Raw genomic sequence first — 14,951 nt, 5'->3', positions numbered from 1 at the left:
GGCTCCCACAATGGTTCGGTGTACGCCAGACCTGTGGGAGCTGGCCTTGCCAGCGATCGAGCGCGCAGCGGTCGTAACCCACTCATCACCTGATGTGCTGACTGCACTGGCCTCATCGCCGGCAAGACCGGCTCCCACATGGTTCGTGGCTCGCACTTGTTGTACAGTCGTTCAATACCACTGCCGATGAGAACCCCATGACCCAGGAAGCCCGTTACAGCCGCATGGTCCCAGAGCTACGCAAGGCCAACCTGGTCGAAGCGACCCTGGTGTGTTTGAAGCGGCACGGCTTCCAGGGCGCTTCGATCCGCAAGATATCCGCCGAGGCCGGCGTGTCGGTGGGGTTGATCAGCCACCACTATTCAGGCAAGGACGAACTGGTCGCCGAGGCTTACATGGCGGTCACCGGCCGGGTCATGGGCCTGATCCGCGAGGCCATGGCCCAGGCCGCGCCCAATGCCCGCGAACGGCTGTCGGCGTTTTTTCGCGCCTCGTTCTGCGCCGAACTGCTCGACCCGCAGTTGCTCGATGCCTGGCTGGCGTTCTGGGGTGCGGTGAAAACCGCCGAAGCGATCAACCAGGTGCACGACCACTCCTACGGCGAATACCGTAACGAACTGGGCCGGCTGCTGGCGGACCTGGCCAAGGAGGAGGGTTGGCAGGCCTTCAACGCCGACCTGGCAGCCATCAGCCTGAGCGCCTTGCTCGACGGCCTGTGGCTGGAATCGGGGCTCAACCCCGGCACCTTTACCCCCGAGCAAGGCGTGCAGATCTGCGAGGCCTGGGTCGATGGCCTGCAGGCTGGCGGGCGGCGGCGCTTCACCCTGACCGAGGGCTGTTGATCGGTCGTTCAGTAATAGGTACGCTGCTGTCGCGGGTTTCACAACAACACCTATAACAAGAGACAACACGCAATGACGCCTCGGGTACTGGTCGTCGATGACGATCCGCTTATTCGCGACTTGCTGCACGCCTACCTGTCCCAGGAAGGCTACGACGTGCACTGCGCCGCCACCGCGGAGCAGGCCGAGCATGTGCTCGCCGAGCAGGCCGTCGACCTGGTCATGCTCGACATCCGCCTGCCGGGCAAGGACGGTCTGACCCTGACCCGCGAACTGCGGGTGCGCTCGGAGGTCGGTATCATCCTCATCACCGGCCGTAATGACGACATCGACCGCATCGTCGGCCTGGAATGCGGCGCCGACGACTACGTGATCAAACCGCTGAACCCGCGCGAACTGGTGTCGCGGGCCAAGAACCTGGTGCGCCGGGTGCGCCATGCCCAGGCCGGCAAGCCGCCCAGCGCCGCCAATCACCCGCTCAAGCAATTCGCCGACTGGGCCCTGGACACCGACCGCCGCCGCCTGATCGATGCGCAAGGTGGCGAGACCCTGCTGACCCATGGCGAATTCCAGCTGCTCAGCGTGTTCCTGCGCAACAGCGGCCATACCCTGAGCCGCGACCAGTTGATGGACCAGATCCGCAACCGCGAGTGGGTGCCCAACGACCGCTCCATCGACGTGCTGGTCGGCCGCTTGCGGCGCAAGTTGCACGACGATCCGGCCGAACCGCAGCTGATCATCACCATTCACGGCGCCGGTTACCTGTTTACTGCCAGCGTGGCGGCCTGAGCGCATGTGGCGGCTCTGGCTCGCCCTCTTGCTGCTCAGCGCCCAGGCCCAGGCCGCCGAGCGCATCCGCTATTGCGACTACCCGGTGTACCCGCCGATTTCCTGGAGCGACGGCAAGCAGGTGCGCGGCCTGGCGCCGACCGTGGTGCGCCAGCTGTTCGCGCGCCTGGGCTATGAGGTGGAGATCGTCGTGCTGGGCAACTGGAAGCGCTGCCTGCTCGACGCTGCCGCCGGCCGGGTGGATGTGGTGCTGGCCTACAACAGCGACCAGCGCGATCAGGGCATGCGCTTTTCCACGGTGCCGGTGCTGCGCGAAGAGGTGGCGGTGTTCTTCAATCGCCAGCGGCCGGTGACCTTCGAGCGCCTTGAAGACCTGGCCAGCTACCGCGGTGGGCTGTTGTTCGGCGAAAGCTACGGCGCGGACTTCGACCGCTTCGTGGCCCGTCACCAGAACATCGAGTGGGTCTCCGACAGCCAGCAGAACTTCGGCAAGCTGATTCGCGGGCGTATCGACTTCGTCATCCAGGAGCGGCGCACCGGCCAGCTGTTCGTCGAGCATTTGCCCGGCGCCGAGGATATCCAGGCCTTGCCCACCGCGCTGAGCGTCGACTACCTGCGGGTGGCGGTGTCGCGGCATTCGCCCTTGAGCCAGCACATGGCGCAGATCGATGAGCAATTGCAGCGCATGCGCGACAACGGCGAGATCCAGCGTTGGCTGGAACAGAGCGAAGTCACCTACCGCGACATGGTCAACCTGCCGGCGGACGCCCGATGATGCGCCTGCAACCCGGTGGCCTGTTGCGGCGCCTGCTGCTGTTCATCCTGTTGTTCAGCCTGTGCTTTACCGTGCTGGCCAGCACTGTGCAGCTGTATTTCGAGTACCGCCGCGAGATGCGCGACATCGATACGCGCATGGCGCTGATTCGCGCCGGTTACCTGGCAAGCCTTGAGCGCAGCCTCTGGGACCTCAACCAGGAGCAGTTGAAGGTGCAGTTGCGCGGCCTGGTGGACTTCTCCGATGTGGCGCGGGTACGCCTGAGCAGTGCCGACTTCGACTTGTTGCAGGGCGAAGCGACGCCACAAGGGCCGCTGCGCATCGAGCGTTTCGCCCTGGACTATCAACCGCCTTCCGGGCCGTTGCGCCACCTTGGCGAGCTGGAGGTCAGCATCGATCTGGGTGCGGTGCACCGGCGCCTGTTCGCCACCGGGCTGACCAGCCTGCTGTGGATGAGCGTGTTCCTCTGCGGCCTGGCGGTGGCGTTGTCGGGCTTGTTTTACCGCCTGGTCACTCGCCATTTGCGGGTGATGGCCGAGTTTGCCCGGCGCATCGGCGCGGGCGACTGGCAAGAGCCGCTGCGCCTGGACAAACGCCGCTCGGCCCGCGAAGACGAAATCGACACCGTGGCCCACGCCCTGGACGACATGCGCCGGGCCATTCTCAGTGATATCGACCGCCGTGAAGTCGACCGCCTGGCCTTGCAGGACAAGCGCGACGAGCTGCAGAAGATGGTCGAGCGGCGCACTGCCAGCCTGATGCGCGCCAAGGATGATGCCGAAGCGGCGAACCTGGCCAAGTCGCGCTTCCTGGCGACCATGAGCCATGAACTGCGCACCCCGCTCAACGGCATCCTCGGCATGGCCGAATTACTGCGCGAGGCTGATCTCGATGCCCAGGGCCGCAAGCGCCTGGATGCCCTGTACAAGGCCGGCGAAGGCTTGCTGAGCATCCTTAACGAAGTGCTGTACTTCGCCCGCCTGGAGGAAGGCGAAAGCCACCCGGAGCCGGTGGATTTCTCCTTGCGCCAGTTGTGTGACGAGGTCATGACCCTGCTCGAACCGCGGGCCCTGAACAACGACACGGTGTTGCGCTGTCGCATCGACACGCAGCTGGCGCCACGTCAACACGGCGCCGAGCAGTTCCTGCGCCAGGTACTCAGCAACCTGCTGGCCAATGCCATCAAGTTCACCGAGGCTGGTGAGGTGAGTGTCGAGGTCCAGGTGCTGGGCCAGGAGCAGGGCCAGCAGCAGCTGCGGGTCAGTGTTCGCGACAACGGCATCGGCATCGCCCCGGCGGTGCAAGGGCGGATTTTCGAGCGTTTCGTCCAGGCCAGCGACGCCGTGGCCCGCCGCTATGGCGGTACCGGCCTGGGCCTGGCGATCTGCAAGCACCTGGTGGAACTGCTCGGCGGGCGCATCGGCCTTGAAAGTGTCGAGGGGCAGGGCAGTTGTTTCTGGTTCGAGTTAAGCCTGCACATGGCGGCAGCCGGGCAAGCCCCCGCGCAGCTGGTCCAAGCGGTCCAGGCCATGGACATCCTCGTGGTCGAAGACGTCGAACTGAACCGCGACGTGGTGCGCGGCCTGCTGCAGCGCGACGGGCACCGGTTGTGGATGGCCGAGGATGGCGAGCAGGCCATGGACCTGTGCGCGCAACGCCGCTACGACCTGATCCTGCTCGACGTGCACCTGCCGGGCATCAACGGGGTTGAGCTGTGCCGGCAGATTCGCCACCGCCCCGGGCCAAACCGCGCTTGCCGGATCCTGGCGCTGACCGCCAGCGTACAGCCGGCGCTGCTGCGCGGTTACCTGGCGGCGGGCATGCAGGGCATCCTGGCCAAGCCGCTGAAGCTCGACAGCCTGCGCCAGGCGTTGGCGCAAGAGGTCGCGGTGGTCGAGGCCCCGGTGGCCGGGCAGGGCATGGACTGGGCGCTGCTCGATACCCATCGCAGCTTGCTCGGTGAACAGAAAGTCCAGGGTTTGCTGGCGGTGCTGCGCGACGCTATCGAGCAGCATCAAGATGCCCTGGCCGAAGCGCTCAAGGCCGGCGACTGCACCGACGTCGCGCATCTGGCTCATCGCCTTGCCGGTAGTAGTGATTCCCTCGGTTTTCGCGGCCTGGCGACGGTACTGCGCGAACTGGAAGAGGCGGCGCTGAACAAGGCCCCGGCAGCCTTGCAGGCCCTGCAAACGCCCTTGGCCGAGCAGCTGCGCCTGGCCGACGAAACCCTGAAACAGCTGATCCAGCGCTGACGTACAAAAACCTTACGACTTTTTACATCTTCGATCGTTACGTACAACGCCACCTTACATCGCTTTCCAATAATCGACGGCAACCGCTGCCCGCGGTCTTCGAAGCTTATTGGAGATAATAATAATGAACTGCCGTAAAGCTCAGCCGTCCCCGCACCATCGCCTGTCCCTCCCGCGCTTCAACCACTGTTGAGGTGCCGACATGACTGACGCTACCGAACGTAAAGGCATCCACCTCACCCGTGCGCTGAAAAGCCGGCATATCTTCATGCTGTCGCTGGGCGGGGTGATCGGCACCGGGCTGTTCATGGGCTCGGGGGTGACCATCAACCAGGGCGGGCCCATGGGCGCAATCCTCGCCTACCTGGTGGCGGGTTTTCTGATGTACCTGGTGATGGTCTGCCTGGGCGAACTGTCGGTGCAGATGCCGGTGTCCGGCTCGTTCCAGACCCACGCCACCAAATTCATCGGCCCGGCCACCGGCTTCATGATCGGCTGGGTGTACTGGATGAGCTGGGCCACCACCGTGGGCCTGGAGTTCACCGCCGCCGGCATGCTGATGGTGCGCTGGTTCCCGGAGGTGCCGATCTGGTACTGGTCAGCGCTGTTCGTGGTGGTGCTGTTCGGCCTCAATGCCCTGGCCACCCGCGCCTTTGGCGAAGCCGAATACTGGTTCTCGGGGATCAAGGTGGCGGCGATCCTCGGCTTTATCATCGTTGGCGTGCTGGTGATCTTCGGCGCGATCCCGCTGACCAGCGGCGAGCCGGCGCCGATGATGAACAACCTGATCGGCGACTCGATGTTCCCCAACGGCCTGTCGGCGGTGTTCGCGGTGATGATGACCGTGGTCTATGCCTTCCAGGGCTGCGAGATCATGGGCGTGGCCGCCGGTGAAACCGACCAGCCGGAAAAGAGCATCCCGCGTGCGGTGCGCAACGTGGTGTTCCGTGTGCTGATCTTCTACGTGCTGGCCATCGTCGTGCTCTCGGCGATTGTGCCGTGGCAGCAGGCCGGCTTGATGGAAAGCCCGTTCGTGCAGGTGTTCGACATGGTCGGCATTCCCTACGCGGCGGACCTGATGAACTTCGTCATCCTTACCGCGATTCTGTCGGTGGGCAACTCCGGCCTGTATGCCTCCACGCGCATCCTCTGGGCCATGTCCAAGACCGGCATGGCGCCGAAAAGCCTGTCGCCGTTGAGCAAGCGCGGCGTGCCGTTGCGGGCGCTGAGCATCACCCTGTGCTTTGCCCTGGTGTCGCTGATGACCAGTTTTGTTGCCGCCGACACCTTGTTCATGGTGCTGATGGCGGTGAGCGGCATGTCCGGCACGGTGACCTGGATCGTCATTGCCCTGGCCCAGTACAAGTTCCGCCGCGCCTACCTGCAGGGCGGTGGCAAGCTTGCCGACCTCAAGTACCGCGCGCCGTTGTTCCCGCTGGTGCCGCTGCTGTGCATCACCCTGTGCAGTTCGCTGTTCGTGTTCCTGGCCCTGGATGAGACCCAGCGACCATCGCTGTACTGGGGTTTTGGTTTCATCGCCGTGTGTTACGCGGCGTACTTCATCATTCACCGCAAGCGCCAGGTGGTGTTGGCGCCTTCGGTGTAAGCCCTTGGGGCTGCGTTGCAGCCCTTTCCCAGGCCGGTTGCCACAGTGGATCTGTGTGCAACGGACCTGTGGGAGCTGGCTTGCCAGCGATCGAGCGCAAAGCGTTCGTAAAACGCCTGCCTTCAGTTGTGCGAAGTTGTAACAGTCGCCTGATTCACTCTTCTTTCAGTAAAAAATAATTCAATAAAAACATATAGATATATGCGTAACTTGATCTGTTACAGCAATAAGTTCAGCTGATTGTCTCCTTGTTGAACACTCGTTTAGTATGGCCTCACGTCATACCTCTCACGCCAACCACAATAATTCGAGGCCACCCATGACCCCTCCTGCGTCGCTGCTCAGCCAGGTCGAAGCCGGCATTGCCTGGATCACCCTCAACCGCCCGGACCAGCGCAACGCGCTGGACATCCCCAGCCTGAAAAACCTGCATGCCTTGCTCGAGGCCCATAACGCCGACCCGGCCGTGCGCGTGGTGGTCTTGACCGGCACTGGCCGCAGCTTCTGCGCCGGCGCGGATCTCGCCGAGTGGGCCGAAGCCGAAGCCCGCGGCGCCCTGGAGAGCTACGGCTGGACCGAAACCGCCCACGCCCTGATGCAGCGCCTGCACAGCCTCGACAAACCGACCATCGCCGCCATCAACGGCACCGCCGTCGGCGCCGGCATGGACCTGAGCCTGTGCTGCGACCTGCGCGTGGCGGCAGCCTCGGCGCGCTTCAAGGCCGGCTACACCAGCATGGCCTACAGCCCGGATGCCGGCGCCAGCTGGCACCTGCCGCGGCTGATCGGCAGCGAACAGGCCAAGCGCCTGCTGTTTCTCGATGAGCTCTGGGGGGCCGAGCGCGCTCTGGCGGCAGGGCTGGTGGGCGAGGTGTGCGCCGATGACCAGTTGCTGGCGGTGACCGCCGAGCTGGCCGGGCGCCTGGCCAATGGCCCGACCTTCGCCTTCGCCCAGACCAAACGGCTGATCTGCGACGGTGCCCAGCGCACGCTGGGCGAGCAACTACAGGCCGAGCTTGCCGCCGGGCTGCTGTGCGGGCGTAGCGAGGATGGCGCCGAAGCGTTGCGTGCTGCCGTCGAAAAGCGCACCGCTAATTTCGTTGGTAAATAAACACTTACAAGCACTTCTTCAGGATCGACTCATGAATTTCCAGCTGACCCAAGAACAACAAATGTTGGTGGAAGCGGTACGCAGTTTTGTCGCCAAGGAGTTGCTGCCCCATGAAGAGGCCGTCGACCGTGCCGACGAAGTCTCGCCGGCGCTCGCCGCGCAGATTCGCGGCAAGGCCATCGCCGCCGGTTTCTACGCCTTCAACATGCCCGAGGAAGTCGGCGGTGGTGGCCTGGACTACCTGTCCCAGGCGCTGATCGAGCGTGAGTTGTCGAAGGTGTCGTGGGCCCTGCATGTATTTGTCGCGCGCCCGTCGAAGATCCTCATGGCCTGCAAGGATGAACAGATCAACGACTACCTGCTGCCGTGCATCCAGGGCGAGAAGACCGACTGCTTTGCCCTCACCGAGCCGGGCGCCGGCTCCGATGCCAATGCGATCAAGACCCGCGCCGTGCGCGAGGGTGACAACTTCGTACTCAACGGCAGCAAGCACTTCATCAGCCATGCCGGGCATGCCGATTTCGCCATCGTCTTTGCCGTCACCGATACCTACGAGCACAACGGCAAGACGCGCAACGCGGTGACCGCCTTCCTGGTCGACCGCGGTACCCCGGGCATGACCATCCGCCGCGGGCCCAAGTGCGTGAGCAACCGCGGTTATCACACCTTCGAGCTGTTCTTCGATGACTGCACGGTGCCGGCCAGCAAGGTGCTGGGTGAAGTCGGCAAGGGTTGGGAAGTGGCCAACGCCTGGCTCACCGCCGGGCGGGTGATGGTCGCCGCCAACTGTGTCGGCCAGGCCCAGCGCGCGCTGGACGTGTCGCTGCAATGGGCGGCCGACCGCAAGCAGTTCGGCCAGCCGATCGGCACTTACCAGGGCATCTCGTTCAAGCTCGCCGACATGGCCACGCAGATCCGCGCCGCCGAGCTGTTGACCCTGCACACTGCCTGGAAAATGGACCAGGGCACGATGACCGATGGCGAGGCGGGCATGGCCAAGCTGTTTGCCAGTGAAGTGCTGGGCAAGGTTGCCGACGAGGCGGTGCAGATCTACGGCGGCATGGGCCTGATGGACGAAGGGCCGGTCGAGCGGATCTGGCGTAATGCGCGGATCGAGCGGGTCTGGGAGGGGACCTCGGAGATCCAGCGGCACATCATTTCCCGTGAACTGCTGCGCCCGCTGTTGCGCTGATCAGGAGCCTGCTCATGTTACGAGACAATCTCAAACGCCTGCTCGCCCCGCGCCACCTGGCGTTTGTCGGCGGGCGCAGCATGGCCCGGGCGCTCAAGCGCTGCGCCGAGGGCGGTTACCAAGGGCCGATGTGGCTGGTCAACCCACAGCACGACAGCCTCGATGGCGTGCCGTGCGTGCGCAGCGTCGGCGAACTGCCCTGTGCACCGGATGCGGTGTTCATCGCCACCAACCGCGAGCTGACCCTGACCTGCGTGGCCGAGCTGGCGGCCAAGGGGGCCGGCGGGGCGATCTGCTACGCCTCGGGCTTTGCCGAAACCGGCGCCGAAGGCCAGGCCCTGCAACAGCAACTGCTTGAGGCCGCCGGCGACATGGCGCTGCTCGGCCCCAACTGCTATGGCCTGCTCGACTACCTGCACAGCGCCGCGCTGTGGCCGGTGGCCCATGGCGGCAAGGCAGTAGAGAAGGGCGTGGCGGTGCTGACCCAGAGCGGCAATTTTGCCTACAACCTGTCCATGAGCGACCGCTCGCTGCCGGTGGCCTACATGGCCTCGGTGGGCAACCAGGCGCAGATTGGCATCGCCGAACTGATGGACGCGCTGCTCGATGAGCCGCGGGTGACCGCCATCGGCCTGCACCTGGAAGGCCTGAAGAATGTGCCGGGTTTTGCCCGCGCGGCGCACAAGGCGCTGGAGAAGGGCATCCCGATCATCGCCCTGAAAACCGGGGTGTCGCAAATCGGCGCGGAACTGGCGCTGAGCCACACCAGCTCGCTGTCCGGCTCCGATGCGCTGTACGACAGCCTGTTCGAGCGCCTGGGGGTGATCCGCGTCAGCGGCCCGGTGAGCTTTGTCGAAACCCTCAAGGCCGCCGCCTGCGGCCACTTGCCCAAGGGCGGCAGCCTGATTGCCCTGGCCTGCTCCGGTGGCGATGCCGGGCTGATTGCCGACTATGCCGAGCGCAACGATCTGAGCCTGCCGAAGCTGGATGACGGCCAGGTCGGCGAACTGGCCCAGGTGCTGCCAACCTATGCCAACCTGGTCAACCCGCTGGACTTCACCACGGCGATCTGGGGCGACGCCGCCGCGCTTGAGTGCATGCTCGACAGCGCCCTGCGCACCGAGGCCGATGCCGCCATGCTGGTGCTCGACTACCCGGCGGAGTTTACCGGCGAGCGCAAGGAGTGCGACCTGCTGCTGGAGCTGTACTGCGTGGCGCTCAAGCGTCACGGCAAGACCGGCTTTGTCACCTCGGCCTTGCCCGAACTGCTGCCGGCCTTTGCCCGCGAGCGCCTGCATGCCCATGGCATCGCCGCGTTGCAGGGCGTCGAGGATGGCCTGGCGGCCTGGGGGCGGATTGCCGCATACCAGGGCCAGCGGCAGGCGCTGCTCGACCTGGGTGAGTCAGCGTTGCAGCCGTTGTGCCCGCAGGCGCTGCAAGGCGAGGGCGAGCTGCTTAACGAGTGGCAGTCCAAGCAAGCTTTGCAGGCGTTTGGCCTGCCGGTACCCAAGGGCGTGTTGAGCACACCGGAGCAGGCCCTGGCCGCTGCGCAGCAAGTCGGCTACCCGCTGGTGCTCAAGGCGGTCAGTGCGCAACTGCCGCACAAGACCGAAGCCGGTGCCGTCGCCCTCAACCTGCGCGACGCCCAGGCCCTGGGCGCGGCGCTGGAGCAGATGCGCGCACGGATCGGCGCCTATGCGCCGGGTGTCGCGTTCGATCAGCTGCTGCTCGAACCCATGGCCAGCGCGCCGCTGGCCGAGCTGATTGTCGGCATCAAGCGCGAGAACGACTTCGGCCTGGCCTTGGTGATCGGTGCCGGCGGCATCCTCGTCGAGCTGCTCAAGGACAGCAAGAGCCTGTTGCTGCCGACCACCGACGGCGCCATCCGCAAGGCCGTGCTCGGCCTGCGCAGCGCGGCCTTGCTCCAGGGCTTTCGCGGCCGCCAAGCGGCTGACCTGGAGGCGCTGGTGGCAGCGATCCGTGCGGTCGCCGACTACGCCTGCGAAAACGCCGCGCAGTTGCTGGAACTGGATGTGAACCCATTAATGGTCGGTGCCCAGGGCACCACCGCGGTCGATGCGTTGATTCGCCTCGGCCAGGTATAAGGAGATGAACATGCACAACAGCCCATTGACCGGTGGCCAGGCCCTGGTGCGCCTGTTGGCCAACTACGGCGTCGATACCGTGTTCGGCATTCCCGGGGTGCACACCCTGGAGCTGTACCGTGGCCTGCCCGGCAGCGGCATCCGCCACGTGCTGACCCGCCATGAGCAGGGCGCAGGCTTCATGGCCGACGGTTATGCGCGGGTCAGCGGCAAGCCTGGGGTGTGCTTCGTCATCACCGGCCCCGGCGTTACCAACGCCGCCACCGCCATCGGCCAGGCCTATGCCGACTCGATCCCGATGCTGGTGATTTCCAGCGTCAACCACACCGCCAGCCTGGGCAAAGGCTGGGGCTGCCTGCACGAAACCCAGGACCAGCGCGCCATGACCGCGCCGATCACGGCGTTTTCCGCCGTCGCCTTGAGCGCCGAGGACCTGCCCGGGCTGATCGCCCGTGCGTATGCGGTATTTGACAGCGAACGCCCGCGTCCGGTGCATATCTCGGTGCCGCTGGATGTGCTGGCCGCACCGGTCGCCCGCGACTGGAGCACTGAAGTGGTGCGCCGCCCGGGTCGGGGCGTGCCGGCCAGCAGCGTGCTGGATCAGGCTGCCAGCAAACTGGCAGGCGCGAAGCGGCCGATGATCATCGCCGGCGGCGGTGCCCTGGCCGCTGCGCAGGAGCTGCAACAGCTGAGCACCCGCCTGGCCGCGCCGCTGTTCACCAGCGTTGCCGGCAAAGGCCTGCTGCCACCGGATGCGCCGCTCAATGCCGGGTCGTCCTTGTGCGTGGAGCCTGGCTGGCAGTTGATCGCCGAGGCCGATGTGATCCTCGCGGTCGGCACCGAAATGGCCGACACCGATTTCTGGCGTGAACGGCTGCAGCTCAACGGCGAGTTGCTGCGGGTGGATATCGATCCGCGCAAGTTCAACGATTTTTATCCCTGCGCCGTGGCCCTGCAGGGCGATGCGCGGCAGACTGTCGCCGCCTTGCTCGAGCGTTTGCCGCAAACGTCGCGCGATGCCGGCGCTGCCATGGATGCTGTCGCCAGCCTGCGCCAGGCGGTCAAGGCCAGCCACGGCCCGCTGCAGGCAATTCACCAGGCGATCCTTGACCGGATCGCGGCCGAGCTGCCGGCCAATGCTTTCATCAGCACCGACATGACCCAGCTGGCCTACACCGGCAACTATGTCTATGCCAGCCGCGCCCCGCGCAGCTGGCTGCACCCGACCGGTTACGGCACCTTGGGCTATGGCTTGCCCGCCGGTATCGGCGGCATGTTCGCCACGGATGATCGCCCGGGCCTGGTGCTGGTCGGCGATGGCGGCTTCCTCTACACCGCCCAGGAGCTGGCCACCGCGGTCGAAGAGCTGGAGCGCCCGCTAGTGGTACTGCTGTGGAACAACGATGCCCTGGGGCAGATTCGCGACGACATGCTTGGCCTGGATATCGAGCCGATCGGCGTGCTGCCGCGCAACCCGGATTTCATCGGCCTGGCCCGGGCCTTTGGTTGCAGCGTGGCGCAGCCGCACAGCCTGGATGACCTGCAACGGGAACTGCGCAGCGGCTTTGCCCGCAATGGCGTGACCCTGATCGAGCTCAAGCACGCTTGCGCGCGCTGAGCTTCAACCGCTTTTTGGGGAGACTGCCATGCGCTTTTCCGATCTGACCCAACGTATCGCCGGTGACGGCGCCGCTGCCTGGGATATCCATTACCGCGCCCTGGAACTGCTGGACAAAGGCGAAGACGTGTTGCTGCTGTCGGTCGGCGATCCGGACTTCGACACCCCGGCGCCGATCGTCCAGGCCGCCATCGACAGCCTGCACAACGGCCACACCCATTATGCCGACGTGCGCGGCAAGCTGGCCCTGCGCCAGGCCATTGCCCGCCGCCATCAGCAGCGCAGCGGCCAGCCGACCGGCGCTGATCAGGTGACGGTGCTGGCCGGCGCTCAATGCGCGTTGTTCTGTGTGGCCCAGTGCGTGCTCAACCCTGGCGATGAAGTGATCGTCGCCGACCCCATGTACGTCACCTATGAGGCGGTGTTCGGCGCCTGTGGCGCCACGGTGATCCCGGTGCCGGTGCGCCCGGAGCACGGCTTCCGGGTGCAGGCCGAAGATGTCGCCGCGCGCATCACCGGCAAGACCCGCGCCCTGGCCCTGAACAGCCCGCACAACCCCTCCGGCGCCAGCCTGCCGCGCAGTACCTGGGAGGCGTTGGCCGAGTTGTGCATTGCCCATGACCTGTGGCTGATCTCCGATGAGGTCTACAGCGAGCTGCTGTACGACGGCGAACACATCAGCCCCGGCAGCCTGCCGGGCATGGCCGAGCGCACGGCGACCCTCAACAGCCTGTCCAAGTCCCATGCCATGACTGGCTGGCGGGTCGGCTGGGTAGTGGGCTCGCCAGCGCTGGCCACGCACCTGGAGAACCTGGCGCTGTGCATGCTCTATGGCTCGCCGGATTTCATCCAGGACGCGGCGGTAGTGGCGCTGGAGCAGCAACTGCCGGAGCTGGCAGCCATGCGCGAAGCCTACCGCCAGCGCCGCGACCTGGTCTGTGAGTGCCTGGCCGATTGCCCGGGCCTGCGTGCGCTCAAGCCCGATGGCGGCATGTTCGTGATGGTCGATATCCGTGAAACCGGCCTCAGCGCCCAGGCGTTCTCGAATCGCCTGCTCGACCACCACGGCGTTTCGGTGCTCGCCGGTGAAGCCTTCGGCCCCAGCGCCGCCGGGCATATCCGCCTGGGCCTGGTGCTCGGCGCCGAACCGCTGCGCGAGGCCTGCCAGCGCATTGCCCGCTGCGCCGCCGAGCTGATGGAGGGCAAAGCCCATGCGTGACTATTCGCGGCTGTTTATCGATGGCAGCTGGCAGGTGCCGTCGGGCCAGGGCCTCGCCGAAGTGATCAACCCGGCCACCGAAGAAGTGGCGGGGCGGGTGCCGCTGGGCGACGAGCAAGACGTCAACCGGGCGGTGGCAGCGGCTCGCCATGCCTTTGGCAGCTGGTCGCAAACCCCGTCCAGTGTGCGCGCCGGTTACATTCGCGCCCTGGCCGAGCAACTCAAGGCCCGCGCCGATGAAATGGCCGCGGTGATCACCTGTGAGCTGGGCATGCCGGTACAGTGGTGCCGGGCGGTGCAGGTCGATGGGCCGATTGTTGGCCTTGAGCAGTACTTTGAACTGGCCGGGCTGATGGACGAGGTGCGTGAAGTCGGCAACTCGCGGGTGGTGCGCGAGGCGGTCGGCGTCTGCGCCTTCATCAACCCCTGGAACTACCCGTTGCACCAATTGATCGGCAAGCTGGCCCCGGCGTTGGCCGCCGGTTGCACGGTGGTGCTCAAGCCGAGCCAGGAAACCCCGTTGCACGCGTTTTTGCTGGCCGAGATGATCGAAGCCATCGGCTTGCCGGCCGGGGTGTTCAACCTGGTCAGCGGGCCGGGGGCTAAGGTCGGTGAGGCATTGGCTCGTCACCCGCAGGTGGACATGGTCTCGTTCACTGGCTCCACCGGCGCCGGCGTGCGCGTTGCCCAGGCCGCGGCGCCGTCGGTCAAGCGCGTGTGCCTGGAACTGGGCGGCAAGTCGCCGCTGTTGATCACCGCCGACGCCGACCTCGACGCCGCGGTGCGCTATGGCGTGCAGGACGTGATGATCAACTCCGGGCAGACCTGCACGGCCCTGACCCGCATGCTGTTGCCGGCCAGCCGCTACGAAGAGGCCCTGGCGATCGCCGTGGATGAAACCCGCAGCCTGGTCATGGGCGACCCGCAAGACCCCGGCAGCTTTCTTGGCCCGATGTGTTCGGCGGCGCAGCGGCGCACCGTGCTGGACTACATCCGCATCGGCCGGGAGGAGGGCGCACGGCTGCTGTATGGCGGTGACACGGGGCCGGGCTTTGAGCGCGGCTTCTATGTAGCGCCGACGCTGTTCGCCGACGTCGATAACCGCATGCGCATCGCCCAGGAAGAGATCTTCGGCCCGGTGCTGTGCCTGATCCCCTATGCCGATGAAGCCCAGGCGCTTGCCCTGGCCAACGACTCACCCTTCGGCTTGTCCAGCGCGGTGTGGGCGGCGGACCGCGAGCGGGCCCTGCAACTGGGCCGGCAATTGCGAGCCGGGCAGTGCTTCGTCAATGGCGCGGGGTTCAATTACCAGGCGCCGTTTGGCGGCTACAAGCAGTCCGGCAACGGCCGCGAGTGGGGCGAGGAAGGCCTGGCCGAGTTCGTCGAAGTTAAAGCGATTCAGTGCTGATGAGCCTGAAGGCGCCTCGTATTGCTGTGCACAC

Annotated in this window: 11 protein-coding genes; all 11 read left to right on the top strand. The window is 65.8% G+C overall.

Annotated features, from left to right (window positions below; translation table 11 throughout):
* The first annotated feature begins 197 nt into the window (after positions 1-197).
* The 11 genes from NLX68_RS24810 (at position 198) to NLX68_RS24760 (ending at position 14,917) form a co-directional block, all read left to right on the top strand.
* A complete protein-coding gene (locus tag NLX68_RS24810; protein ID WP_254286244.1) occupies positions 198-842 on the top strand; it encodes a TetR family transcriptional regulator C-terminal domain-containing protein in 645 nt (214 codons plus the stop codon).
* Positions 843-914: 72 nt separating this feature from the next.
* Positions 915-1,631, top strand: a complete 717-nt coding sequence (locus NLX68_RS24805) for a response regulator (RefSeq protein WP_254286243.1) — start codon at positions 915-917, stop codon at positions 1,629-1,631.
* 4 nt (positions 1,632-1,635) lie between these two features.
* Positions 1,636-2,406 (top strand): ABC transporter substrate-binding protein, encoded by a 771-nt coding sequence (locus NLX68_RS24800; RefSeq protein ID WP_254286242.1) that lies wholly within the window; start codon positions 1,636-1,638, stop codon positions 2,404-2,406.
* Positions 2,403-4,658 (top strand): ATP-binding protein, encoded by a 2,256-nt coding sequence (locus NLX68_RS24795; RefSeq protein ID WP_254286241.1) that lies wholly within the window; start codon positions 2,403-2,405, stop codon positions 4,656-4,658. Before NLX68_RS24800 ends, NLX68_RS24795 begins: the two co-directional genes overlap by 4 nt.
* Before the next feature lie 202 nt (positions 4,659-4,860).
* Complete coding sequence (locus NLX68_RS24790) at positions 4,861-6,264, top strand: amino acid permease (protein ID WP_254286240.1); 1,404 nt, start codon at positions 4,861-4,863, stop codon at positions 6,262-6,264.
* Between the two features lie 319 nt (positions 6,265-6,583).
* Entirely contained in the window at positions 6,584-7,375 is a 792-nt protein-coding gene (locus NLX68_RS24785) for an enoyl-CoA hydratase/isomerase family protein (RefSeq protein WP_254286239.1), read from the top strand.
* Between the two features lie 31 nt (positions 7,376-7,406).
* Positions 7,407-8,567 carry an acyl-CoA dehydrogenase family protein gene (locus NLX68_RS24780; protein ID WP_254286238.1) on the top strand — a complete coding sequence of 387 codons (1,161 nt, stop codon included), beginning with the start codon at positions 7,407-7,409 and terminating at the stop codon, positions 8,565-8,567.
* 14 nt (positions 8,568-8,581) lie between these two features.
* Positions 8,582-10,672: an acetate--CoA ligase family protein gene (locus NLX68_RS24775; RefSeq protein ID WP_254286237.1), complete on the top strand. Its 2,091-nt coding sequence runs from the start codon at positions 8,582-8,584 to the stop codon at positions 10,670-10,672.
* Between the two features lie 10 nt (positions 10,673-10,682).
* Positions 10,683-12,290, top strand: coding sequence for a 5-guanidino-2-oxopentanoate decarboxylase (locus tag NLX68_RS24770; protein ID WP_254286236.1), 1,608 nt, complete (start codon positions 10,683-10,685; stop codon positions 12,288-12,290).
* Between the two features lie 28 nt (positions 12,291-12,318).
* Entirely contained in the window at positions 12,319-13,509 is a 1,191-nt protein-coding gene (locus tag NLX68_RS24765) for a pyridoxal phosphate-dependent aminotransferase (RefSeq protein WP_254286235.1), read from the top strand.
* On the top strand, positions 13,502-14,917 hold the full coding sequence (locus NLX68_RS24760) for an aldehyde dehydrogenase family protein (protein WP_254286234.1): 1,416 nt from the start codon (positions 13,502-13,504) through the stop codon (positions 14,915-14,917). The genes NLX68_RS24765 and NLX68_RS24760 overlap by 8 nt, the downstream gene beginning before the upstream one ends.
* Positions 14,918-14,951 lie beyond the last annotated feature (34 nt).

It is taken from the genome of Pseudomonas sp. SBB6 (assembly GCF_024213215.1).
In the GTDB taxonomy this organism is placed as follows: domain Bacteria; phylum Pseudomonadota; class Gammaproteobacteria; order Pseudomonadales; family Pseudomonadaceae; genus Aquipseudomonas; species Aquipseudomonas donghuensis.
Note: the sequence above shows the minus strand (reverse complement) of the source record. Positions and strands in the feature narration are given on the sequence as shown.